Origin of the sequence: Variovorax sp. V118, from assembly GCF_041154445.1 — a bacterium.
GTDB lineage: Bacteria > Pseudomonadota > Gammaproteobacteria > Burkholderiales > Burkholderiaceae_C > Variovorax > Variovorax boronicumulans.
The window spans coordinates 4,907,716-4,931,978 of record NZ_AP028663.1 but is presented as its reverse complement, the minus strand read 5'-3'; the positions used below and the strand labels follow the sequence as shown (position 1 = coordinate 4,931,978).

21 protein-coding genes are annotated in these 24,263 nt (G+C 66.3%); 16 read left to right on the top strand and 5 right to left on the bottom strand.

Translation table 11 applies throughout. The annotated features are described in order from the left end of the window. Positions 1 to 9 precede the first annotated feature (9 nt). Both msrP and ACAM52_RS22985 read left to right on the top strand, forming a co-directional pair. Positions 10 to 1,023, top strand: coding sequence for a protein-methionine-sulfoxide reductase catalytic subunit MsrP (gene msrP / locus ACAM52_RS22990; RefSeq protein ID WP_369644649.1), 1,014 nt, complete (start codon positions 10 to 12; stop codon positions 1,021 to 1,023). Positions 1,024 to 1,054: 31 nt separating this feature from the next. Continuing rightward, entirely contained in the window at positions 1,055 to 1,747 is a 693-nt protein-coding gene (locus ACAM52_RS22985; protein WP_369647766.1) for a sulfite oxidase heme-binding subunit YedZ, read from the top strand. A 197-nt stretch (positions 1,748 to 1,944) separates the two neighbouring features. On the opposite strand, the gene ACAM52_RS22980 is transcribed toward ACAM52_RS22985, so the two are convergent. The 4 genes from ACAM52_RS22980 to ACAM52_RS22965 all read right to left on the bottom strand — a co-directional run bounded on the left by ACAM52_RS22980 (position 1,945) and on the right by ACAM52_RS22965 (position 4,867). Beyond that, entirely contained in the window at positions 1,945 to 2,406 is a 462-nt protein-coding gene (locus ACAM52_RS22980; RefSeq protein ID WP_369644648.1) for a pilin, read from the bottom strand. 217 nt (positions 2,407 to 2,623) lie between these two features. Then, entirely contained in the window at positions 2,624 to 3,196 is a 573-nt protein-coding gene (locus tag ACAM52_RS22975; protein WP_369644647.1) for a helix-turn-helix domain-containing protein, read from the bottom strand. Positions 3,197 to 3,347: 151 nt separating this feature from the next. After that, positions 3,348 to 4,619: a diaminopimelate decarboxylase gene (gene lysA / locus ACAM52_RS22970; protein ID WP_369644646.1), complete on the bottom strand. Its 1,272-nt coding sequence runs from the start codon at positions 4,617 to 4,619 to the stop codon at positions 3,348 to 3,350. Continuing rightward, positions 4,616 to 4,867: a lipoprotein gene (locus tag ACAM52_RS22965; protein WP_369644645.1), complete on the bottom strand. Its 252-nt coding sequence runs from the start codon at positions 4,865 to 4,867 to the stop codon at positions 4,616 to 4,618. Before ACAM52_RS22965 ends, lysA begins: the two co-directional genes overlap by 4 nt. 12 nt (positions 4,868 to 4,879) lie before the next feature. Between ACAM52_RS22965 and cyaY the strand changes: the two genes are divergently transcribed. Then, positions 4,880 to 5,212 carry an iron donor protein CyaY gene (cyaY, locus tag ACAM52_RS22960; RefSeq protein ID WP_062471779.1) on the top strand — a complete coding sequence of 111 codons (333 nt, stop codon included), beginning with the start codon at positions 4,880 to 4,882 and terminating at the stop codon, positions 5,210 to 5,212. Between the two features lie 24 nt (positions 5,213 to 5,236). Here the strand turns inward: cyaY and ACAM52_RS22955 are convergent, their stop codons facing one another. Continuing rightward, positions 5,237 to 7,648 carry a penicillin-binding protein 1A gene (locus ACAM52_RS22955; RefSeq protein ID WP_369644644.1) on the bottom strand — a complete coding sequence of 804 codons (2,412 nt, stop codon included), beginning with the start codon at positions 7,646 to 7,648 and terminating at the stop codon, positions 5,237 to 5,239. Positions 7,649 to 7,899: 251 nt separating this feature from the next. Between ACAM52_RS22955 and ACAM52_RS22950 the strand changes: the two genes are divergently transcribed. From ACAM52_RS22950 to ACAM52_RS22890, 13 genes are all read left to right on the top strand, one after another. After that, positions 7,900 to 8,979, top strand: coding sequence for a pilus assembly protein PilM (locus tag ACAM52_RS22950; protein WP_369644643.1), 1,080 nt, complete (start codon positions 7,900 to 7,902; stop codon positions 8,977 to 8,979). Then, positions 8,976 to 9,596, top strand: a complete 621-nt coding sequence (locus ACAM52_RS22945; RefSeq protein ID WP_369644642.1) for a PilN domain-containing protein — start codon at positions 8,976 to 8,978, stop codon at positions 9,594 to 9,596. The genes ACAM52_RS22950 and ACAM52_RS22945 overlap by 4 nt, the downstream gene beginning before the upstream one ends. A gap of 6 nt (positions 9,597 to 9,602) precedes the next feature. After that, positions 9,603 to 10,283 (top strand): type 4a pilus biogenesis protein PilO, encoded by a 681-nt coding sequence (locus tag ACAM52_RS22940; RefSeq protein ID WP_369644641.1) that lies wholly within the window; start codon positions 9,603 to 9,605, stop codon positions 10,281 to 10,283. Then, positions 10,280 to 10,822 (top strand): pilus assembly protein PilP, encoded by a 543-nt coding sequence (locus ACAM52_RS22935; protein ID WP_070059946.1) that lies wholly within the window; start codon positions 10,280 to 10,282, stop codon positions 10,820 to 10,822. The genes ACAM52_RS22940 and ACAM52_RS22935 overlap by 4 nt, the downstream gene beginning before the upstream one ends. Beyond that, positions 10,819 to 12,969, top strand: a complete 2,151-nt coding sequence (gene pilQ / locus ACAM52_RS22930; RefSeq protein ID WP_369644640.1) for a type IV pilus secretin PilQ — start codon at positions 10,819 to 10,821, stop codon at positions 12,967 to 12,969. The genes ACAM52_RS22935 and pilQ overlap by 4 nt, the downstream gene beginning before the upstream one ends. Positions 12,970 to 12,992: 23 nt before the next feature. After that, positions 12,993 to 13,541: a shikimate kinase gene (locus ACAM52_RS22925; RefSeq protein WP_062471759.1), complete on the top strand. Its 549-nt coding sequence runs from the start codon at positions 12,993 to 12,995 to the stop codon at positions 13,539 to 13,541. A gap of 33 nt (positions 13,542 to 13,574) precedes the next feature. After that, positions 13,575 to 14,699, top strand: a complete 1,125-nt coding sequence (gene aroB / locus ACAM52_RS22920) for a 3-dehydroquinate synthase (RefSeq protein WP_369644639.1) — start codon at positions 13,575 to 13,577, stop codon at positions 14,697 to 14,699. Further along, on the top strand, positions 14,696 to 15,832 hold the full coding sequence (locus tag ACAM52_RS22915; protein ID WP_369644638.1) for a deoxyguanosinetriphosphate triphosphohydrolase: 1,137 nt from the start codon (positions 14,696 to 14,698) through the stop codon (positions 15,830 to 15,832). Before aroB ends, ACAM52_RS22915 begins: the two co-directional genes overlap by 4 nt. After that, positions 15,829 to 17,115, top strand: coding sequence for a CynX/NimT family MFS transporter (locus tag ACAM52_RS22910; RefSeq protein ID WP_369644637.1), 1,287 nt, complete (start codon positions 15,829 to 15,831; stop codon positions 17,113 to 17,115). Before ACAM52_RS22915 ends, ACAM52_RS22910 begins: the two co-directional genes overlap by 4 nt. Continuing rightward, positions 17,112 to 17,687, top strand: a complete 576-nt coding sequence (locus tag ACAM52_RS22905; RefSeq protein ID WP_369644636.1) for a DUF1415 domain-containing protein — start codon at positions 17,112 to 17,114, stop codon at positions 17,685 to 17,687. The genes ACAM52_RS22910 and ACAM52_RS22905 overlap by 4 nt, the downstream gene beginning before the upstream one ends. 14 nt (positions 17,688 to 17,701) lie before the next feature. Beyond that, a complete protein-coding gene (locus ACAM52_RS22900; RefSeq protein WP_369647765.1) occupies positions 17,702 to 18,583 on the top strand; it encodes an SAM-dependent methyltransferase in 882 nt (293 codons plus the stop codon). A 28-nt stretch (positions 18,584 to 18,611) separates the two neighbouring features. Beyond that, on the top strand, positions 18,612 to 19,313 hold the full coding sequence (locus ACAM52_RS22895) for a transposase (protein ID WP_307584246.1): 702 nt from the start codon (positions 18,612 to 18,614) through the stop codon (positions 19,311 to 19,313). A 178-nt stretch (positions 19,314 to 19,491) separates the two neighbouring features. Next, entirely contained in the window at positions 19,492 to 24,237 is a 4,746-nt protein-coding gene (locus ACAM52_RS22890) for a glutamate synthase-related protein (protein WP_307695401.1), read from the top strand. Positions 24,238 to 24,263 lie beyond the last annotated feature (26 nt).

The following is a 24,263-nucleotide window of genomic DNA, read 5'->3' as shown; positions in this document are numbered from 1 at the left end:
AGGCCTGTCATGTCGTTCCCTTCCCGTTCGCACCGTCGCGACACCCGCGGTTTCAACCATCCGCTGTCGAGCGAGATCACGCCGCGCGCCGCCTACGAAGGCCGGCGCGACCTGCTCAAGCTGATGGCCGGCGGTGCCGCGGGTGCGGCGCTCGCCACCTTTGCCGGGCGCGAGGCCTTCGCCCAGGCGACCGGCCCGCACAAGCTGGCCCTGCTGCCGGGCGCCAAATCGGCCGTGCCGGGCGCGCAGACGATGGAAAAGCTCACCGACTACAAGGACGCGAGCAGTTACAACAACTACTACGAGTTCGGCGTCGACAAGGGTGATCCGGTGAAGAACGCCGGCACGCTCAAGACGCGGCCGTGGACCGTGGAGGTCGAAGGCTTGGTCAAGAAGCCGGGCAAGTACGGCATCGAGGACCTGCTCAAGCTCAGCGCGCAGGAAGAGCGCATCTACCGCCTGCGCTGCGTCGAGGGCTGGTCGATGGTGATCCCGTGGGTGGGCTACTCGCTGGCCGAGCTCATCAAGAAGGTCGAGCCGCAGGGCAATGCCAAGTTCGTCGAGTTCGTGACGCTGGCCGATCCGAAGACCATGCCCTTCGTCGGCTCGCGCGTGCTCGACTGGCCCTACACCGAGGGCCTGCGCATGGATGAGGCGATGCACCCGCTCACGCTGCTGGCCTTCGGCATGTACGGCGAGGTGCTGCCCAACCAGAACGGTGCGCCGGTGCGGCTCGTGGTGCCATGGAAGTACGGATTCAAGTCGGCCAAGTCGATCGTCAAGATCCGCTTCGTCGAGAAGGAGCCGAGCACGGCCTGGAACAAGGCGGCGGCGCAGGAGTACGGCTTCTATTCGAACGTGAACCCGAACGTCGACCACCCGCGCTGGAGCCAGGCGACCGAGCGCCGTATCGGCGACGGCGGTGGCCTGTTCGCGAAGCGGCGCAAGACCGAGATGTTCAACGGCTACGAGGCGCAGGTCGGCCAGCTCTACGCCGGCATGGACCTGAAGAAGAACTACTGAGCGGGCGCGCCCGCCCGGTCGTTGCGCCATGCTGAACAAGCTGCTCATGCACCCGGCGACCAAGCCGGTCGTCTTCCTGCTGTGCCTGCTGCCGTTCGCGCGGCTGGCCTTCGGCGCCTTCACCGACGGGTTGGGCGCGAACCCCGCCGAGTTCCTGATCCGCGCGACGGGCGACTGGACCTTGCGCTTCCTGTGCATCGTGCTGGCGGTGACGCCGCTGCGCGTGATCGCCAAGCTCAATGCGCTGGCGCGGCTGCGCCGCATGCTGGGCCTGTTCGCGTACTTCTACGTGGTGCTGCACCTGCTGTGCTACAGCTGGTTCGACATGGGCTTCGAGTGGGGCGAGATCGCCAAGGACATCGCCAAGCGGCCGTTCATCCTGGTGGGGTTCTCGGCCTTCGTGCTGCTGACGCCGCTGGCGGCCACCTCGTTCAACCGCGCGATCAAGGCGATGGGCGCCAAGCGCTGGCAGCTGCTGCACAAGCTGGTCTACGGGATCGCGGGGCTCGGGCTGCTGCACTTCTTCTGGATGCGCGCGGGCAAGAACAACTTCGCCGAAGTGTTCGTCTACGCCGCGATCATCGGGGTGCTGCTGGCGTGGCGCGTCTGGAGTCGCTTAATGCCCCGAAAGCCCGTGGGCGGCAGCAATGGGCGAAAGGTCTCATCTGCGGCTGCGGGGCTGTCCAGCTATCGAGGCGATGGTATGTCCGATCTCCCCAAATAAAGTTGTGTAGACCCTCCGGGACGCGCCGCGTCACAGCAATGGGCTATCTATTCAAATGCGGTTGCGATGACCTTTCGAGGTCACATCAAGATGGACCTCGCACTGTTCAGTAAAGTGCTGGCGGAGTGAGCAGGTCCGACGCTGCTGGCGCGAAAAAGCCGCCCGAAGGCGGCTTTTGCATTTAGATGATCAGTCGATCACACGCCTGGGCACTCCTTAGGGGCCAATTTGTTGGCAACGGAAGTGGCGCAGCTCCAAACTCCCGAAACGCCCGTCGTGTCATTGTCAGCCGTACGGGACCAAGTGACTGTCTTTGCGTTGACTTGAGCATTGCCGATCAAAGTGCAAACAATAGTACCTTCGCCCTTGTCCGTCGCACCAAACTTTGTGGTGGTAATCGTGCACCGCTTAGTAGCTGCCGCAGACAGGCCGAGATCTGCAGGACCACCAACCGCTGTGCCGCTAGCGATCTTGTCTTCTGCATTCGTCTTGCCGGGAGTGATTTCGGCGAGACCGCCTGCGACTTGCGACTTCGCTACATAGTCTTGATAAGCTGGCAGAGCCACGGCAGCCAAAATGCCGATGATCGCCACAACGATCATCAGTTCGATGAGGGTGAAGCCGGCTTGAGCGCGGCGTGCGAGAGTGCGGTGGTTCATGAAAATCCTCGGTTGGGTTGATTCGCCGGGAGACTTCCTCCCGGAGCGTCTACCTATCCGCAGGAGGTGTGCCAGACGCAACTCGCTTAAAAATGAGCGCTAAAGCATTGGTTATTTAAGAGGAAACCCGTAAACCGGAGGCTGTCGCGCCAATTAATTGAGACAAATTGTGTTTTTGGTGAACAAATTTGTCAGATCACGCGAGCCTTGTGACGCATCATGTCAGCACTTGATCGCCGATTTTGAAGCACAGGTACGCCCGCATGCCGGCCTCGAGCATAGTTCGCCCCCACGCTGCCCTCGGGCTCTCTGCGCAACGGGCTATCCAGCCGGGCTGCTGCTTCACTTCGCCATCGAATCTGGATCCTGTTGGCGCGGGGCACAAGTGCATGCCCATGCTTTCCATGATAGCGTTGGCATGCGAAGGGTCGGTGCTGTAACCGGGAATTGGTTGCTGCCCTTCGCCTGGCACATATATGACTGGCCCGTCTTCCAGCATCTCGGCTGGCAGGCCTCGCGTGCGGGCCACCCAATAATCGAGTTGTCGTCCCGACAGGTCGCGAACCCGAGGGAGTTCACCTGTAGATTCTGGCGGCAGCAGGTCGCCGACCAGTTGGTCGATGCTCACACCAAAGAAGCGAGCGATCAGCAGCAGTTCGGACGCTCCTGGCTCGCCTTGCCCGGCCTCCCATCGCATTAGGGTTCGCGAGGAAATGCCGATAGCTTCGCCGAGTTGGATCTGGGACAGCAGCCGGTCAGTGCGTAGCTTTTTCAGGTTGGGTAAGGCCATCGGCGAAGGATAACGGCGCGCGGCCTATCAAATTCAGTTCCCGGGCCTTGCTTGGTATGGCTCCTAGTTCCGTTTCACCGGCAACTAAGCCTGCTTACTGGATCTGTTGTGCTGCGACGCAACACCGCGCATGCGCTCAGATCTCGGTGTACTACAGCTCATTGCGTAGCTGGTCTTCTATCGTCTCGCGGCGCCGGATCAGCTTCGCTGCTGCGCCGCTCACCAGAACCTCTGCTGCACGGCCGCGCGTGTTGTAGTTGCTGGCCATGCTCACGCAGTACGCACCCGCCGACAGCACGGCCAGCAGGTCGCCGGCCACCACGTTGAGCGCGCGGTCGCGGCCGATCCAGTCGCCGCTTTCGCAGACCGGGCCCACCACGTCGTAGGTCGGCGCGTCGCCGGCGCGCTCGCGCAGCGGCACGATCTTCTGGAAGGCCTGGTACATCGCGGGGCGCGGCAGGTCGTTCATGGCCGCATCGACGATGCAAAAGTTCTTGTCTTCGCCGGGCTTGGTGTAGAGCACCTCGGTCACGCACACGCCGGCATTGCCGACCAGCGAGCGGCCGGGTTCGATCACCAGCTTGCGTTGGCCGAAGCCGCGCGCGTCGAGCTTGGCGAGCAGCTGCTGCCACAGCGCATCGGCCTTGGGCGGCACTTCGCCGTTGTAGTCGATGCCCAGGCCGCCGCCGAAGTCCAGGTGATGGATCGGCACGCCGGCCGCCTCGATGGCTTCCACCAGGTCGAGCACGCGGTCGCAGGCGTCCAGGTAGGGCGAGGCTTCGGTGATCTGCGAGCCGATGTGGCAGTCGATGCCGACCACCTCAAGGCCCGGCAGCCGGGCGGCGTGCTGATAGGCCTGCACCGCACGGTCGTGCGCGATGCCGAACTTGTTGCCCTTCAGGCCGGTGGAAATGTAGGGGTGCGTCTTCGGGTCGACGTTCGGATTGATGCGGATGCTGATCGGCGCGCGCACCTTCTCGGCCAGCGCCACCTCGTTGAGCACGTCGAGCTCGGCTTCGCTCTCGACGTTGAAGCAGGCGATGCCGGCCGCCAGGGCCTGGCGCATCTCGGCGCGCGTCTTGCCGACGCCCGAGAAGATGATCTTCTTCGGATCGGCGCCCACGGCCAACACACGCGACAGCTCGCCGCCCGAGACGATGTCGAAACCGCAGCCGGCTTCGGCGAACACGCGCAGCACGCCCAGCGACGAGTTGGCCTTCATCGCGTAGCAGATCAGCGCCTCGCGGCCCTCGAAGCCGCGCTGGTAGGCGGCCAGGGCGTCGAGCATCCACTGCTTCGAATAGACGAACAGCGGCGTGCCATGCGTGTGCGCCAGCGCGTCGAGCGCGACGCCCTCGACGTGCAGGGCGCCGTCGCGGTGGGCGATGTGGGGGTGGCCGGGCAGGGGGGTGTTCGTCGTCATTTCTGGGGAGAGGTGGGGGCGCTGCTCGCTGCGGCGGGCTTGGGGGCCGCTTCGTTGTCGGAGGCCTTGGAGCCGCCGGGGGTGAGCAATTGGGGCAAGGTGGCGCGCTGGGCGGCCGCCGGATCGGTCGGCAGATAGAGCGCGCCGCGCTGTCCGCACGCCGCAAGGCCGGCCGCGCTGGCGGCAAGGCAGACCATGAGCGCGGTGCGGGCGCGAGCGCTCACTAGAATTTGGCGAACATTCAACATGCTGAAATTGTAATGACCGACACCGAGTACATGGACCGCGCCGAGGCGGCGCTTGCTGCCATCGAGCAGGGCTGCGACCGCATCAACGACGCGACCGACGCCGACATCGACAACCAGCGGGTCGGCGGGATGATCACGATGTCGTTTCGCAACGGCAGCCAGCTGATCGTGAACCTGCAGAAGCCGCTGCAGGAAATCTGGCTGGCGGCGCGCTCCGGCGGCTACCACTACCGGCACGACGGCCGGGTGTGGGTGGACACCAAGACCGGGGAAGAATTCTTCGGCAACCTGTCGCGCGAGGCGACCCTGCAGGCAGGGCAGCCGCTGGTGTTCGCGGCGGCCTGAGCCGCCGCTTTCCCGCTTTCTCGATCAGTTCCTGAACAGGTCGAGGATGCGGTTGCGCTCCTCGGGCGGCGCAGGCGCGCTGATCGCCGGGCCGCTCAGGGCTTCGGCCGGGGCCACCGGCGCGGAGGATTCCACGCCCAGGCTCGACACGCCGCGGCCCGGCGCGTAGTCGTCGTAGTACCACTCGCCGCCGACGCTCACGATGCCCGAAGGCGGCGTGGTCGACAGGTCGGTCACGGGCACGCCCTTGAGGGCGGTTTCCATGTAGTTGATCCAGATCGGCAGGCTCAGGCCACCGCCGGTTTCGCGATCGCCCAGGTTGCGCGGCGTGTCGTAGCCGATCCACGAGATTGCCGTCATGGTGGGCTGGAAGCCCGCGAACCAGGCGTCGAGCGAGTCGTTGGTGGTGCCTGTCTTGCCGTAGAGGTCGGGGCGCTTGAGCATCGCCTGCGCCTTCGCGGCCGTGCCGGCGCGCGTGATGGACTGCAGCAGCGTGTCCATGATGAAGGCGTTGCGCTGCGGGATGGCGCGCGAGGCTTCATTCAGCAGCGGCGGCTGGACGTCGACCAGCACGCGGTCCTTGTGGTCGGTGACGCGGGTCACGAGGTACGGATTCACGCGGTAGCCGCCGTTGGCGAACACCGAATAGCCCACCGCCATCTGCATCGGCGTGACGGCGCCGGCACCGAGCGCCATCGGCAGGTAGGCGGGGTGCTTGTCCTTGTCGAAGCCGAAATTGGTGATCCAGTCCTGCGCGTAGCGCGTGCCGATGGATTGCAGGATGCGGATCGACACGAGGTTGCGCGACTTCATCAGCGCCGTGCGCATCGACATCGGACCGTCGAAGCCGCCGCCGTAGTTCTTGGGCTCCCAGGGCTGGCCGCCGGTGGTGCCAGCATCGAAGAACAGCGGGCCGTCGTTGATGACCGTGGCGGGGGTGAAGCCCTTTTCGAGCGCGGCCGAGTAGATGAAGGGCTTGAAGCTCGAGCCCGGCTGGCGCCAGGCCTGCGTGACGTGGTTGAACTTGTTCTTGCCGAAGTCGAAGCCGCCGACCAGCGCCTTGATGGCGCCGTCGCGCGGGTCCATGGCCACGAACGCGCCTTCCACCTCGGGCAGTTGGGTGATTTCCCAGGTGTTCTTGGGCGTCTTCGCGACGCGGATCACGGCGCCGCGGCGGATCTTGATGTTGGGGGGGGCCTTGTCCGACAGGCCGGACTGCGCGGGCTTGAGGCCGTCGCCCGTGATCTGCACGGCGTCGCCATTGGCCCGGATGGCCTGGATTTCCTTGGGCGTGGCCTTGAGCACCACGGCCGCCATCACGTCGCCGTTGTCGGGGTGGTCGTTCAGCACGTCGTCCACCGCCTCGTCGAGTTCCTTCGGGTCGTTCGGCAGGTCGATGAACTTCTCGGGGCCGCGGTACACCTGACGGCGCTCGTAATCCATGATGCCCTTGCGCAGCGCCTTGTAGGCTGCGGCCTGGTCGGCCGCGACCAGCGAGGTGTAGACCTTGAGGCCGCGCGTGTAGGTGCTGTCGCCGTACTGGGCGTACATCAGCTGGCGCACGGTTTCGGCCACGTACTCGGCGTGCAGGCGGTTCGGGTCTGCGGCGTCGCGCAGGTGCAGCTCTTCCTTCTTGGCCTCGGCCGCCTGCTCGGCGGTGATGAAGCCGGCCTCCTGCATGCGGTCGATCACGTAGAACTGGCGCCCGCGTGCGCGCTGCGGGTTGTTGACCGGGTTGTTCGCGCCGGGCGCCTTCGGCAGGCCGGCGAGCATGGCGGCCTGGGCGATCGTCATCTCGGACAGCGGCTTGCCGAAATAGGCTTCGGAAGCGGCCGCGAAACCGTAGGCGCGGTTGCCCAGGTAGATCTGGTTCAGGTAGATCTCGAAGATCTGGTCCTTCGTGAGCATGTGCTCCAGCTTGAAGGTCAGCAGCACCTCGTAGATCTTGCGGGTCAGCGTCTTCTCGGAGCTCAGGTAGACGTTGCGGGCCACCTGCATCGTGATGGTGGAGGCGCCCTGGCTCTTCACGCGGTTCAGGTTGGCGAGGCCGGCGCGCACCAGCCCCTTGTAGTCGACGCCGCCATGGTCATAGAAGCGGGCGTCTTCGGCGGCCAGGACGGCGTCCTTCACGACCTTGGGGATTGCGGCAATGGGAGTGAGGTTGCGTCGCTCTTCCCCGAATTCGCCGATCTGCGTGCCTTCGGCGGAGAACACGCGCAGCGGCAGCTTGGGTCGGTAGTCGGAGAGTTCCGAGATATCCGGCAGGTTGGGATAGGCCACTGCCAGGGCCACGGCCACCACGCACAGGATGGAAAGCAGGCCCGCCGCAGCGATGCCCGCCCCCCAGAACACGAAACGCAACAGCCATTTCAGCCAGAAGGGGCGTTCGGGTGGAGGAGTCTTGGCGCGCCCTTTCGGGCTGGAAGTTTCTTGCATGGGGGCCCGGAGAGTCACCGGACATTATAAAAAGCCGCCCCCTCGGCGCCTCCGGATCTTTGTTACCTCGCGCATTCCCTCTCCAGGGGCTAAGCAGAAAGTTACAGAATGCGGCTTTGACGTCACGTTTTGACAACGGTTGTCGGTTCCGGGCTTTCTGCACGCTTGGTGGGCGCTGTGCCTGCTGCTAGCATGCAACCGAACGCATATTTTTCCATTGGTTACAAATAACAGGGGGAGAGGGACCTAACTTGGCTGCTCTTGGATCATTGTTTCGTCGTCAGAACGCCCCCCTGCTGGGACTGGACGTCAGTTCGTCCAGCGTGAAGCTGGTGGAGCTCGGCCGTGAGGCCAGCGGCAAGCTGGTCCTGGAGCGCTGCGCCATCGAACCGCTCGAACGCGGCTGGATCACCGACGGCAACGTCGAGAAATTCGACGAAGTCGCCGAAGCCGTGCGCCGCGTCGTGCGCAAGAGCGGCACCAAGACCCGCAACGTGGCGCTGGCGCTGCCGCCCTCGGCGGTCATCACCAAGAAGATCATTCTCCCGGGCGGCATGAGCGAGCAGGAACTCGAGATCCAGGTCGAATCCGAAGCCAACCAGTACATCCCGTTCTCGCTCGATGAAGTGAGCCTCGACTTCTGCGTGACGGGACCGAGCACGACCTCCGTTGGCGACGTGGAAGTGCTGATCGCCGCCTCCCGCAAGGAGAAGGTGCAGGACCGCGAAGGCCTGGCGGAAGCCGCGGGCCTGAAGGCCATGATTCTCGATGTCGAGTCGTATGCCTCGCGCCTCGCAACCGCGCGCCTGATCGAGCAACTCCCGGGCAAGGGCGTGGACGCCATCGTGGCGCTGTTCGAAGTCGGCGCCTTCACGACCAGCATGCAGGTGCTGCGCAACCAGGAGGTGCTGTACGACCGCGATCAGGCCTTTGGCGGAGCCCAACTGAGCCAGATGATCGTGCGCCAGTACGGTTTTTCCGCCGAGGAAGCTGAAGCCAAGAAGCGCAGCGGCGACCTGCCCGACGACTACGGTTCGGGCGTGCTCAAGCCCTTCGTCGAAAGCATCGCGCAGGAAATCGCGCGGGCGTTGCAGTTCTTCTTCACCAGTACGCCGCACAACCGCGTCGACTACGTGCTGCTGGCGGGCGGCTCGTCGTCGCTGCCGGGGCTGACCAATGCCGTGACCCGCCAGACCTCTTTTGCCTGCTCGCTCGTGAATCCGTTCGACGGCATGGACTTCGGCCCCAGCATTCGCGAGAAGAAGGTCCGCCGCGAAGCGCCTTCCTATCTGACCTCCTGCGGCTTGGCTATGCGGAGATTCCTGCAGTGATCCTGATCAATCTGCTTCCGCACCGCGAAGCCGCGCGCAAGCGCCGCCGCGAGGCTTTCTACGGCACCCTGGGTGGTGCCGCGCTGTTGGGCGCCCTGATCGCCGGCCTCGGTTACCTGTGGTTCGAGGCCCAGATTTCGGCCCAGCAATCGAAGAACGGTTTCCTTCAGGCCGAGATCAAGAAGCTCGAAGTCGAGATCAAGGAAATCTCGACACTGCAGGAAGAAATCGCAGCCTTGCGCGCGCGCCAGTTGGCCGTGGAAGACCTGCAAGGCGACCGCAATCTGCCCGTGCACCTGCTCAACGAACTCGTCCGGCAACTGCCCGACGGCGTCTACCTCTCCAGCATGAAACAGGAGAACCAGACCGTGACCCTGCAAGGCATGGCGCAGTCGAACGAGCGCGTGTCGGAACTGCTGCGCAACCTCGGCAACAACAGCCCCTGGCTGGTGAAGCCCGAGCTGGTCGAAATCACCTCGGCCAACGTGAACCTGAGCCAGCGCGACCAGCGCCGCGTGGCGAACTTCACGATGCGCATCGGCCTCAAGCGGCCCACGGATGCCCAGAAGGCGGAGGCCGAGAAGGCCCTGGCTGTCAAGGCGCAGGCGAAGGGGTAATCGATAATGGCCATCAGCAACCGATCCCTCCCCAAAGTCGACCTCGCCACCGCACTGCGGAACTTCGGCGACCAGTTCCGCGGACTGAATCCGAACGATCCTTCCATGTGGCCGGCGGTGCCGCGCTACGCGCTGTGCCTGACCGTGTCTGCGCTGGTGCTGGCAGGCCTGTGGTTTGTCTGGCTCACGAACTCCAACGACGAGCTCGAAGCCGAGCGCGCCAAGGAGGTCTCGCTCCGGACCGACTACCAGAAGAAAGTGGCGCAAGCCGCCAACCTCGACCTGCTGAAGAAGCAGCGCGAGCAAGTGCAGCAGTACGTGATCCTGCTCGAGAAGCAACTGCCCAGCAAGGCGGAAATGGACGCGCTGCTCTCGGACATCAACCAGGCCGGCCTCGGCCGCAGCCTCCAGTTCGAACTGTTCCGTCCTGGCCAGGTGTCGGTCAAGGATTACTACGCAGAGCTGCCGATCGCCGTGCGCGTCACGGGCCGCTACCACGACATGGGCGCCTTCGCGGCCGACGTGGCCAGCCTGTCGCGCATCGTGACGCTCAACAACGTGACCGTCACACCGCAGAAGGACAAGGACGTGCTGACGATGGACGCCACCGCGCGCACCTACCGCTACCTCGACGAAGACGAGCGGGCCGCCCAGAAACGCGCCACGGCGCCGAAGGCGAAGAAATGAAGCCGGTCGCCAAAGTCCTGTGGCTGGCACTGGCCACGCTGGGCCTGAGCGCCTGCGGCGATTCCGACCAGGAAGACCTGCAGCGCTGGATGGTCGAGCAGCGCGCGCAGATCAAGCCCTCGGTGCCGCCGATCTCCGAACCCAAGAAGTTCACGCCGCAGGCCTACACCGAGGCGTCGTCGTTCGAGCCCTTCAACATGCTGAAGCTGACCCAGGCGCTGCGCCGGGAGTCGAACCAGCCGAGCACCTCCGAACTGATCGCGCCGGAGCTGGCGCGCCGCAAGGAAGCCCTCGAAGCGTTCCCGCTCGACACGATGGCGATGGTCGGCAGCATGAACCGCAACGGCCAGCCGGTGGCGCTCGTGCGTGTGGACAAGCTGCTCTACAAGGTGCGCGTCGGCGAATACCTGGGGCTCAACTACGGGCGCATCACCCGTATCAACGAAACCGAAGTCGCCCTGCGAGAGATCGTGCAGGACGCCGCGGGCGAATGGATCGAACGCGTAGCCACGCTGCAGTTGCAAGAGAGTGCGAAATGAACCATAAAAAATCAACGATGGCACAGTGGCTGCGCGCCGCCGGGCTGGGTCTGCTGGCTTTCGGTGCCCTGGCCGTCGCCCATGCGCAAAATGCGATCGAGTCGGTGACGAGCTCGACCCAGTCGGGCGCGGAAGTGATCCGCATCGACCTGGCGCAGCCGCTCACCGCCGTGCCCGCCGGGTTCTCCGTGCAGACGCCGGCGCGCATCGCGCTAGACTTCCCGGGTGTGACGAACGCCATCGGGCGTTCGGCTATCGAGGTGAACCAGGGCAACCTGCGCTCGGTCAACGTGGTACAGGCCGGTGACCGCAGCCGTGTGGTGCTGAACCTGAAGCAGGCCACGGCGTACAAGGCCGAGATCCAGGGCAAGTCGCTGCTGGTCGTGCTCGAGCCTGTGGCCGGGACGGCGCTCGTCGCTTCCGCGGCGACCACTTTCGCCGAGAACCGCAACCGTGACACGCTGCCGCTGCGCGATGTCGATTTCCGCCTCGGCGCTGACAACACAGGCCGCGTGCTGGTCGACCTGCCGAACAACCAGGTCGGCGTCGATGTGAAGCAGCAGGGCAAGAGCCTCGTGGTGGAGTTCACCAAGTCGACGCTGCCGGAAGGCCTGCGCCGCCGCCTCGACGTGGCCGATTTCGGCACGCCGGTTCAGCTGATCACTTCGCAGCAATCGGGCGACCGCGTGCGCATGACGATTGATGCCAAGGGCGATTGGGAGCACAGCGCCTATCAGAGCGAGAACCAGTTCGTGGTGGAAGTCCGCGCGCGCAAGGTCGATCCGAGCAAGCTCACACAAGGCGTCGGCTACAACGGCGAGAAGCTGTCGCTCAATTTCCAGAACATCGAGATCCGCTCGCTGCTGCAGGTGATCGCCGACTTCACGAACTTCAACATCGTGACCTCGGACTCGGTCAGCGGTGCACTGACGCTGCGTCTGAAGGACGTGCCCTGGGACCAGGCGCTCGACATCATCATGCAGGCGAAGAACCTGGGCATGCGCAAGAACGGAAGCGTGCTGTGGATCGCGCCCAAGGATGAGATCAACGCCAAAGAAAAGCTCGAGTTCGAAGCCAAGGCGGCGATCGAAAACCTGGAGCCGCTGCGGACGCAGTCATTTCAGCTGAACTACACAAAGGCAATTGCCATTGCGCAGGGCTTAACTGGGACTGGTGCCTCGGCTGGTGGCGGTGGTGGCGGCAGTGGCAATACCACCTCACGCATCCTGAGTCCCCGCGGCAGCGTGATCGCCGAGTCTCGGACCAACCAGCTGTTCGTATCCGATATTCCCTCGCGCCTTGCCCAAGTCGCCGACCTGATCCAGAAGCTGGACATTCCAGTGCGTCAAGTGCTGATCGAAGCACGGATCGTGGAAGCCTCCGACACCTTCGGCAAGTCGCTCGGCGTGCGGATGGGCGGCGGTATCTCCCGCGAACGCGTCGCGTCGGCCAACGGCAATCCGGCCTACGGCACCTTCGGCGTCATGCCTGCCACTACCAACGCCGGCGGCGTCGGCGGCGCAGCAGCCACCTGGACCAACTCCAACTTCATCAACCTGCCCGCAGGCGATGCAGGCACCGGCGGCAACGCGGCGGGCACTTTTGCGATCTCGCTGTTCAACTCGAGCTTGTCGCGCATGCTGAACCTCGAAATCTCGGCGCTGGAGGCCGACGGCAAGGGCAAGCTGGTGTCCAGCCCCCGCGTCATCACGGCCGACCAGACCAAGGCGCTGATCGAGCAGGGCGAGGAAATCCCCTACCAGCAGGCCACGTCCAGCGGCGCCACCTCGATCTCGTTCCGCAAGGCGGTGTTGAAACTCGAGGTCACGCCGCAGATCACGCCCGAGGGCAACATCATCCTGACCTTGGACGTGAGCAAGGACGCCCGCGGTGTCAACACCTCGGCGGGCCCGGCCATCAACACCAAGCACGTGCAGACCGAGGTGCTGGTCGAGAACGGCGGCACGGTCGTCATCGGTGGTATCTTCGAGCTCACCGAAACCAATGACGAATCGCGCGTGCCGGTACTGGGTGAAATCCCCTACATGGGGGCGTTGTTCCGCAAGCGCGAACGTATTGCCAACAAGACTGAAATGCTCGTCTTTATCACCCCGAAGATGATTACCGACCGCAACGCCGCGCGCTGACGCGCGGGCGTAGCAGCCACCGCGTGGCGGTCGCACTTGTCGGGTTGCCCGGCGCCGGAAAGTCCGCAGTGGGCCGGCGGCTGGGCGCTCGGCTGAACACTCCCTTCATCGACACCGATCACGTGATCGAGCAGCGCATCGGCTGCACGATCCGTGATTTCTTCGATCGCGAGGGCGAAGCCGCCTTTCGCGACATCGAGCAGGCGGTCATCGCCGACCTGGCCGCCCACCCCCACGGCGTGCTGGCGACCGGCGGTGGCGCCGTGCTGCGCGAGGCCAACCGCCAGCAGCTGCGCGACCATTTCCACGTCATCTACCTGCGCTCCTCGCCCGAAGACCTGTTCCGGCGCCTGCGCCACGACGTCAAGCGCCCGCTCCTGCAGGTGGCCGACCCGCTGGGCCGGCTGCGCGAGTTGCACGATGCGCGCGACCCGTTCTACCGGGAAACCGCCCATGACGTGGTCGACACCGGCCGGCCGTCGATCGCGGTGCTGGTCAACCTCATCGTGATGCAGCTCGAACTGGCCGGGGTGGTCGAACCCGGCGCCCATCCGGAAGAGCCCTCGGACTGACCCCGGCAGGCCCGAGCGCCTAAACTCGCGGCCATGTCCCTGTCCGTTTCGCCCGCACTTTCCGCCCCGCCAAAGCCCGAACGCGTCGAGATCCAGCTCGGCGAGCGCAGCTACCCGATCCTGATCGGCGGCGGCCTGCTGGAAGACCCTGCCAGCTTTGGCGTCGTTCCCGCTGCCGCCAGCGCGCTGATCGTCAGCAACACCACCGTGGCGCCGCTCTACGCCCGGGCTCTGCAAACCGTGCTGGCCGGCCGCTTCCGCACGGTCCACCTGCTCGAGTTGCCCGACGGCGAGGCGTACAAGAACCTCGAGACGCTCAACCTGATCTTCGACGCCCTGCTGGGCCACGGCAGCGACCGCAAGACGGTGCTGTTCGCGCTCGGCGGCGGGGTGGTGGGCGACATGACCGGCTTCGCCGCCGCCAGCTACATGCGCGGCGTGCCCTTCGTGCAGGTGCCGACCACGCTGCTGGCGCAGGTCGATTCCTCGGTGGGCGGCAAGACGGCCATCAACCATCCGCTGGGCAAGAACATGATCGGCGCGTTCTACCAGCCGCAGCTCGTACTGTGCGACCTCGACACGCTGCAGACGCTACCCCCGCGCGAGCTCAGCGCCGGCCTGGCCGAAGTCATCAAGTACGGCCCGATCTACGACATGGCTTTCTTCGACTGGATCGAGTCGAACATCGAAGCGCTGGTGGCGCGCGACCCGGCCGCGCTGGCCCATGCCGTGAAGCGCAGCTGCGAGATCAAGGCGCTGGTGGTCGGTCAGGACGAGCGCGAGACCGGCCTGCGCGCCATCCTCAATTTCGGCCACACCTTCGGCCATGCCATCGAGTCGGGCCTGGGCTACGGCGAATGGCTGCACGGCGAGGCGGTCGGCTGCGGCATGGTCATGGCGGCGCAGCTGTCGCAGCGGCTCGGCGGCGTCGACGCGGCCTTCGTCGCGCGGCTCACCCGCCTGATCGAGCGCGCCGGCCTGCCCACCGTGGGACCGGCGCTGGGCGCCGAGCGCTACCTCGAGTTGATGCGCGTCGACAAGAAATCGGAAGCCGGCGAGATTCGCTTTGTGGTGATCGACCGGCCCGGCTCCGCCGTCGTGCGCAGCGCGCCCGACGCGATGGTGCGCGACGTGCTCGCGCAGTGCTGCGCGGCATGAGCCTTGCGGCGTACGCCTGCCACCCCGCGCGCTCGCGCGGACGGCGCCACGCGGAGCCGCCCGCGCCCACGCGCGACGCCTTCCAGCGCGACCGCGACCGCATCGTCCATTCCACCGCCTTCCGCCGGCTGGTCTACAAGACCCAGGTGTTCCTGAACCACGAGGGCGACCTGTTCCGCACGCGGCTCACGCATTCGCTCGAAGTCGCGCAGCTGGGCCGCTCCATCGCGCGTGCGTTGCGCCTCAACGAAGACCTGGTCGAGGCGATCGCGCTGGCCCATGACCTGGGCCACACGCCCTTCGGCCACGCGGGCCAGGACGCGCTCAATGCCTGCATGGCCGAACACGGTGGCTTCGAACACAACCTGCAGAGCCTGCGCGTGGTCGATGCGCTGGAGCACCGTTACCCGCAGTACGACGGCCTGAACCTCAGCTTCGAGACCCGCGAAGGCATCCTCAAGCACTGCTCGCGCGCCAACGCCGAACGCCTCGAGGCGGCCGAGCCGCAGGGCGTGGCCCGCCGTTTTCTCGACCGCACGCAGCCGGGGCTGGAGGCACAGCTGTGCAACCTGGCCGACGCCATCGCCTACAACGCGCACGACATCGACGACGGTGTGCGCTCGGGCCTCATCAGTGTCGAGCAGCTGGCCGACGTCGAACTGTTCGAACGCTACCGCCGCGAGGCGCTGGCCGAGCATCCGCACCTGCAGGGCCAAGGCCGGCGCGTCCTCTATGAAACCATCCGTCGCATGCTCAGCGCGCAGGTCTACGACGTGATCGACACGACGCGCGCGGCCATCGAGGCGCTGGCGCCCGCCGATGCCGACGCCGTGCGCCAAGCGCCGCCGCTGGTGGCCTTCAGCGGCGTCATGCAGGCGCAGTCGGAGGCGCTCAAGCAGTTCCTGTTCCGCAATCTCTACCGCCACCCGCAGGTCACGCAGACCACCGACCAGGCGAGCGAGGTCGTGCGCGGGCTGTTCGACGCCTACCTGGCGCGCGGCACCGAGATGCCCGCCTCGTACGCCGAGCGCCACGACCGGCACCGCGCTGTGGCCGACTACATCGCCGGCATGACCGACCGCTTCGCCATGCGCGAGCACGAACGGTTGACCGGCCGCCGGGGCATCGCATGACGGCGGCCGTGCGCTCGAACAGCGCGTCGGTCCGCGTGCCGGCCGCGGCCTTCGCCGTCGTGCTGGGCGGCGTCAGTGCCGCGCTGCACCTGGGCAAGCTGCCGCCCGCCGTGCCGGCACTGCAGGCGTCGCTGGGCATCGACCTGGTCGAGGCGGGCTTCCTGCTCTCGCTGGTCCAGGTCGCGAGCATGACGCTCGGGCTGCTGGCTGGGCTCGCGGCCGATTCCATCGGCCTGCGGCGCAGCATGCTCGTCGGGCTGGCGGTGCTGACGACGGCCAGCCTGCTCGGAGGCGCCGTCGGCGCCGGCCTGCTGGGCGGGGCGCATGCGGTGCTGTGGCTCTTCGTACTGCGCGCGGCCGAAGGCATCGGCTTCCTGATGGCGGTGATGCCCGGCCCGGGACTCATCCGCGCACTGACACCTACGGGCGCCGATAAGGCCGCGCTGGGCCTGTGGGGCGCCTACATGCCGCTCGGCGTGGCGCTGGCGTTGCTGGTCGGGCCGGCCCTGATCGCTTGGGGTGGCTGGGCCGACTGGTGGTGGACGCTTTCGCTGGTGTCGGCGGGTGCGGCACTCTGGGTGTGGCTGGCGGTGCCGCGCGACCGGCCCCGCGTCGTCGGCGCGAGCCTGCAGCCCGCATCGTCCGGTTGGGCGTCGCGGCTGCGCGAGACGGTCGGCGCGCGCGCGCCGTGGCTGGTCGCGTTGACCTTCGCCGTGTACTCGTCGCAGTGGATGGCTGTGATCGGTTTTCTTCCCGCCATTTATGCCGATGCCAAGGTGCCGGCCGCTTGGAGCGCGGTGCTGACCGCGCTGGCCGCGGCGATGAACATCGTCGGCAACCTCATGGGCGGCCGCTGGCTGCAGCGCGGCGTGGCGCCCGAGCGCCTGCTGCAATGGGGTTTCCTGGCCATGGCGCTGGGCGGCGTCGCCGCCTTCGCGCAGGTGGGGCAGGGCGCCGGCGCCGAGGCGCTGGGCCTGCCGCCCGCGCTGCGCTATGCCGCGATCTGTGCCTTTTCGCTCGGCGGCGGCATGGTGCCGGCCACGCTGTTCCTGCTGGGCGTGCGGCTGGCGCCGGGGCCGAGCACCGTCTCGACCACCGTCGGCCTGATGCAGCAGGCGTCGTCGCTCGGCCAATTCCTGGCGCCGCCGGCGGTGGCCTGGCTGGCGCACCGCGTCGGCGGCTGGCACTGGACCTGGACCGCCACGCTGGCCTGCTCGCTTGCCGGCATGGCGGTCGCTGCGCGCCTCGGGCGCATCCGCCGACTGACGGAGGCCACGGCATGAGCGACCCGACGGTCATCGACGCCGCGCAAGCCGAAGCCGACACCCGGCGCTGGCTCGAGCGCGCCGTGATCGGCCTCAACTTGTGCCCCTTCGCCAAGGCGGTGCATGTGAAGGGGCAGATCCACTACGTTACCTACCTCGACACCCACGAAGGCCGCCTCATCGACGCGCTGCTGGCCGAAGCCCGCGCGCTCGTGGCGTTCGATGCCGAGGTGCGCGACACCACCTTGCTGATCGTCCCCCACGCGCTGGCGGACTTTCTCGACTTCAACGATTTCACCGAGCGCGCCGAGCGCAAGCTGGCCCGCGCGGGCTTCGACGGCGTGCTGCAGCTCGCCAGCTTCCATCCGCATTTCCAGTTCGCCGGCACCGAGGCCGACGACATCACCAACGCCACCAACCGCGCGCCGTACCCCACGCTGCACCTGCTGCGTGAAGACAGCATGGACCGCGCGGTCGAGGCTTTTCCAGAGGCCGAGGCGATCTTCGAGCGCAACATCGAGACGCTCGAAGCCCTGGGTCCTGACGGCTGGACCGCGCTCGATGTCGGCCCGGGAAGCGCCACGCCATGAATAACAAGAACACCATGCCCCGTCTCGCGAAAGCCCATCCCACCAACAAGGCTGCGAAGGCCGAAGCCGAGCTGGCCGAAGTCCTGCGGCCAGGCCAGTCCGTCGAGCTGCTCAAGGAGCTGCACATCCTCACGCGCGAAGGCCGGCTCAACCAGGATTCGCGGCGCAAGCTCAAGCAGGTCTATCACCTGTTCCAGTTCATCGAGCAGCTGCTGCGCGAGTTGCCCGGCGAGGGTGCCGAGGCGACGCTGGCCGACCATGGGGCGGGCAAGTCGTACCTCGGCTTCATCATCTACGACCTGTTCTTCCGCGCGCGGCAGGGCGGGCATGTCTACGGCATCGAGACGCGCAGCGAGCTGGTCGAGCGCTCCCGCGCGCTGGCGCAGCAGCTGGGCTTCGGGCGCATGTCGTTCCTGAACCTCACCGTGGCCGAGTCGGCGCAGGCGAGCGAACTGCCGGCGCAGATCGACGTGGTCACCGCGCTGCACGCCTGCGACACCGCCACCGACGACGCCATCGCCTTCGGCCTGGCCAAGAAAGCGCGCTGCATGGTGCTCGTGCCCTGCTGCCAGGCCGAAGTGGCGGCGTGCCTGCGCGAGACCAAGGCGCTGGCCCTGTCGCGCACGCCGCTGGCCGAGCTGTGGCGTCATCCGCTGCACACGCGCGAAATCGGCAGCCAGCTCACGAACGTGCTGCGCTGCCTGTACCTGGAAGCCAACGGCTACAGCGTGACGGTCACTGAACTGGTCGGCTGGGAGCACAGCATGAAGAACGAGCTGATCCTGGCGCGCTACACCGGCCAGCGCAAGGCGAGCGCGGCGACGCGGCTGCGCGAGCTGCTGGCGCAGTTCGGGCTCGACACGCTGGGCGACACGCGCTTCCGCCTGACGGACTGAGTATTCGGACGGCGTCGTCCACGTCCCCATGGCCCGTCTCCCCCGTCTCACGCTGGCCGGCATGCCGCACCACGTGATCCAGCGCGGCAACAACCGCCAGCCGATCTTCGTGGACCGCGCCGACCACGAGAAGCTGCTCGGCCTGCTGGCCGAGAATGCCGCGCGCTTCGGCATCGCGCTGCACGCCTACGTGCTGATGGACAACCACTTCCACCTGCTGGCCACGCCCGACAGTGCCACGGGCCTGCCGCAGTTCATGCAGTCGGTCGGGCGCAGCTACGTGCGCTACTTCAACGACCGCCACGGCCGCAGCGGCACCTTGTGGGAAGGGCGCTACAGATCGACACTGATCCAGACCGAGCGCTACCTGCTGACCTGCATGGCCTACATCGACCTGAACCCGGTGCGCGCCGGCATGGTCGCAGAGGCGCGCGACTTCCCCTGGTCCAGCCACGGCCACTACGCAGGCCTGCGGCAAGACAGGCTGTTGACCCCGCACCCGCTGTACTGGGAACTCGGCAACACGCCCTTCGCGCGGGAGGCGGCGTATGCCGAACTGGTGCGTGGCGGGGTTCGCGCGGCCGATCAGCAGGCCCTGACTGAGGCCACCTTGCGCGGCTGGGCGGCCGGCGACGACGGTTTTCTGAACAGCTTGCAGAAGTCCACCGAGCGCCGCGTGATCAAGGCCAAGGCCGGCCGGCCGCCTACGCCCGCCAAAGATACGGACTGAAAGCGGCCGAAAGCCGCGCCCTTGTTGGGCATCGTGCTGCTGTTTTTAATATGTCCCCAATTTAATTCTGACAAGAAAACTCAAGATTTAATAGGAATCTGACCCCTATTAAAGTGTTTGGCATTCTTTGTGCATCGCAATATGCTCCCTTTCCCTGCGAAAACTGAAGGAGCGCGCCATGACGACGGCTGCCGAGATTCAACACCTCCAAGAACACGGTCTGTATTCCGGTGCCGATGAGCACGACGCCTGCGGCGTCGGCTTCGTCGCCCACATCAAGGGCGAGAAGAGCCACGCCATCGTGCTGCAGGGCCTGAAGATCCTCGAGAACCTCGACCACCGCGGCGCTGTCGGCGCCGACAAGCTGATGGGCGACGGCGCGGGCATCCTGATCCAGCTGCCCGACCTGCTGTACCGCGAAGAAATGGCCAAGCAGGGCGTCACGCTGCCCCCGCCCGGCGAATATGGCGTCGGCATGATCTTCCTGCCCAAGGAACACGCCTCCCGCGAAGCCTGCGAACAGGAGATGGAACGCGCCATCAAGGCCGAAGGCCAGGTGCTGTTGGGCTGGCGCGACGTGCCGGTCAACCGCGACATGCCCATGTCGCCCACCGTGCGCGAAAAGGAACCGCTGCTGCGCCAGATCTTCATCGGCCGCGGCAACGACGTGATCGTGCAGGACGCGCTGGAGCGCAAGCTGTACGTGATCCGCAAGACCGCCAGCGCCAACATCCAGCGCCTGAAGCTCAAGCACAGCAAGGAATACTACGTTCCGAGCATGTCCAGCCGCACCGTGGTCTACAAGGGCCTGCTGCTGGCTGACCAGGTGGGCACCTACTACCTCGACCTGCAGGACAAGCGTTGCGTCTCGGCCCTGGGCCTGGTGCACCAGCGCTTCTCGACCAACACCTTCCCCGAGTGGCCGCTGGCCCACCCGTACCGTTATGTCGCCCACAACGGCGAAATCAACACGGTCAAGGGCAACTACAACTGGATGAAGGCACGCGAAGGCGTGATGTCGTCGCCCGTGCTCGGCGCCGACCTGCAGAAGCTCTACCCGATCAGCTTCGCCGGCCAGTCCGACACCGCCACCTTCGACAACTGCCTCGAGCTCTTGACGATGGCCGGCTACCCCATCAGCCAGGCCGTGATGATGATGATTCCCGAGCCCTGGGAACAGCACGCCACCATGGACACGCGCCGCCGCGCGTTCTATGAGTACCACGCCGCCATGCTCGAGCCGTGGGACGGCCCGGCCTCGATCGTGTTCACCGACGGCCGCCAGATCGGCGCCACGCTCGACCGCAACGGCCTGCGCCCCTCGCGTTACTGCGTGACAGACGACGACCTGGTCATCATGGCCTCCGAGTCGGGCGTGCTGCCCGTGCCCGAGCAGAAGATCGTGCGCAAGTGGCGCCTGCAGCCCGGCAAGATGTTCCTCATCGACCTGGAGCAGGGCCGCATGATCGACGACGAGGAGGTCAAGGCCACCCTCGCCAACAGCAAGCCCTACAAGCAGTGGATCGAGAACCTGCGCATCAAGCTCGACAGCGTCAAGGCCGAGCCGGCCGCGATCCCCGTGAGCCAGGTTGCGCTGCTCGACCGCCAGCAGGCCTTCGGCTACACCCAGGAAGACATCAAGTTCCTGATGAGCCCGATGGCGCAGGCCGGCGAAGAGGGCATCGGCTCCATGGGCAACGACAGCCCGCTGGCCGTGCTCTCCAGCAAGAACAAGCCGCTGTACAACTACTTCAAGCAGCTGTTCGCGCAGGTGACCAACCCGCCGATCGACCCGATCCGCGAAGCGATCGTGATGTCGCTCGTGTCCTTCATCGGCCCCAAGCCGAACCTGCTGGACATCAACCAGGTCAACCCGCCGATGCGGCTCGAAGTGAGCCAGCCCATTCTCGACTTCGCCGACATGGCGAAGCTGCGCGACATCGGCCGCTACACGCAAGGCAAGTTCAAGAGCTACGTGCTCGACATCACCTACCCGCTGGGCTGGGGCGATGAAGGCGTCGAAGCCAAGCTGGCCTCGCTGTGCGCAGAAGCCGTGGATGCCATCAAGGGCGGCCACAACATCCTGATCGTGAGCGATCGCGGCGTGGGCCCGACGCAAGTCGCGATCCCCGCCGTGCTGGCGCTGTCGGCCGTGCACCAGTACCTCGTGCGCGAGGGCCTGCGCACCACCGCCGGCCTCGTGGTCGAAACCGGTTCGGCGCGCGAAGTGCATCACTTCGGCGTGCTTGCCGGCTACGGCGCCGAAGCCGTGCACCCGTACCTCGCGATGGAAACGCTGGCGGCCATGCACGCCGACCTGCCGGGCGACCTGAGCGCCGACAAGGCGGTCTACAACTACGTCAAGGCCATCGGCAAGGGCCTGTCGAAGATCATGTCGAAGATGGGTGTCAGCACCTACATGAGCTACTGCGGCGCCCAGCTGTTCGAAGCCATCGGCCTGAACACCGAGACGGTGAACAAGTACTTCACCGGCACCGCCAGCCGCGTGGAAGGCATCGGCGTCTTCGAGATCGCCGAAGAAGCCATCCGCATGCACAAGGCCGCCTTCGGCGACGACCCCGTGCTCGCCCACATGCTGGACGCCGGCGGCGAATACGCCTGGCGCACCCGCGGCGAAGAGCACATGTGGACGCCCGACGCCATCGCCAAGCTGCAGCACAGCACGCGCTCCAACAACTGGAACACGTACAAGGAGTACGCGCAGCTCATCAACGACCAGAACCGCCGCCACCTCACGCTGCGCGGCCTGTTCGAGTTCAAGATCGATCCGGCCAAGGCCATCCCGGTCGACGAGGTCGAGGCGGCTGCCGAGATCGTCAAGCGCTTCGCCACCGGCGCGATGTCGCTGGGCTCGATCAGCACCGAGGCGCACGCCACGCTCGCCATTGCCATGAACCGCATCGGCGGCAAGAGCAACACGGGCGAAGGCGGTGAAGACCCGGCGCGCTACCGCAACGAACTGAAGGGCATCCCGATCAAGCAGGGCGACACGCTCAAGAGCGTGATCGGTGCCGCTAACGTCGAGGTCGACCTGCCGCTGAACGACGGCGACTCGCTGCGTTCGCGCATCAAGCAGGTCGCGTCGGGCCGCTTCGGCGTCACCGCCGAGTACCTGCACTCGGCCGACCAGATCCAGATCAAGATGGCGCAAGGTGCCAAGCCGGGCGAGGGCGGTCAGCTGCCCGGCGGCAAGGTCACCGAGTACATCGGCAAGCAGCGTTATGCGGTGCCGGGCGTGGGCCTCATCTCGCCGCCGCCGCACCACGACATCTACTCGATCGAAGACCTGGCTCAGCTGATCCACGACCTGAAGAACACCGCACCGCACGCGAGCATCAGCGTGAAGCTGGTGAGCGAAATCGGCGTCGGCACCATCGCGGCGGGCGTGGCCAAGTGCAAGAGCGACCACGTCGTGATCGCCGGCCATGACGGCGGCACGGGCGCTTCGCCCTGGTCGTCGATCAAGCATGCGGGCAGCCCGTGGGAAATCGGCCTGGCCGAAACGCAGCAGACGCTGGTGCTCAACCGCCTGCGCAGCCGCATCCGCGTGCAGGCCGATGGCCAGATGAAGACCGGCCGCGACGTCGCCATCGGCGCGCTGCTGGGTGCGGACGAATTCGGCTTCGCCACCGCGCCGCTGGTGGTCGAGGGCTGCATCATGATGCGCAAGTGCCACCTGAACACCTGCCCGGTGGGCGTGGCCACGCAGGACCCGGTGTTGCGCAAGAAGTTCTCGGGCAAGCCCGAGCACGTCGTCAACTACTTCTTCTTCGTTGCCGAAGAAGTGCGCCAGATCATGGCCCAGCTGGGCATCCGCAAGTTCGACGACCTGATCGGCCGCGCCGACCTGCTCGACATGCGCAAGGGCATCGAACACTGGAAGGCTTCGGGCCTGGATTTCAGCCGCCTGTTCGCGCTGCCGATCGTGCCGGCCGACGTGCCGCGCTTCCATGTCGAGAACCAGGACCACGGCCTCGAGCGCGCGCTCGACGTGAAGCTCATCGAGAAGTCGCGTCCCGCCATCGACAAGGGCGAGAAGGTGCAGTTCATCGAAGTGGCGCGCAACGTCAACCGCTCGGTGGGCGCGATGCTCTCGGGCGCGCTGACCAAGGTGCATCCGCAGGGCCTGCCCGACGACTCGATCCGCATCCAGCTCGAAGGCACGGGCGGCCAGTCGTTCGGCGCCTTCCTGGCACGCGGCATCACGCTGTACCTGATCGGCGACGCCAACGACTACACCGGCAAGGGCCTCTCGGGCGGCCGCGTGGTGGTGCGCCCCAGCCTCGACTTCCGCGGTGAAGCCGCGCGCAACACCATCGTCGGCAACACCGCGCTGTACGGCGCGACCACCGGCGAGGCCTACCTGTGCGGCGTGGCCGGCGAGCGCTTCGCGGTGCGCCTGTCGGGTGCCACGGCGGTCATCGAAGGCACCGGCGACCACGGTTGCGAATACATGACCGGCGGCACGGTGGCCGTGCTCGGCAAGACGGGCCGCAACTTCGCGGCCGGCATGAGCGGCGGCGTCGCTTTCGTCTATGACGAAGACGGCCAGTTCGCCTCGCGCTGCAACCTCTCGATGGTGTCGCTCGACAAGGTGCTCACCTCGGCCGAGCAGACCGCCAGCGTGCATCGCAAGATCTGGCACGGCGGCGAGACCGACGAAGCGCAGCTCAAGAAGCTGCTCGAAGAGCACCACCGCTGGACCGGCAGCAAGCGCGCGCGCGAGCTGCTCGACAACTGGGCCGAGTCGCGCACCAAGTTCGTCAAGGTGTTCCCGAACGAGTACAAGCGCGCCCTGGCCGAGCTGCACGACCGCCAGGTCGAGCTGGCCAGCAGCGGCAACAACGCCCACGTCGGCCTCGAGCCGCACGCACTGGCCGCGCCCGCCACGGCCGCCGTCTGAGCGCGCCATAGATACGAAGAACAGAG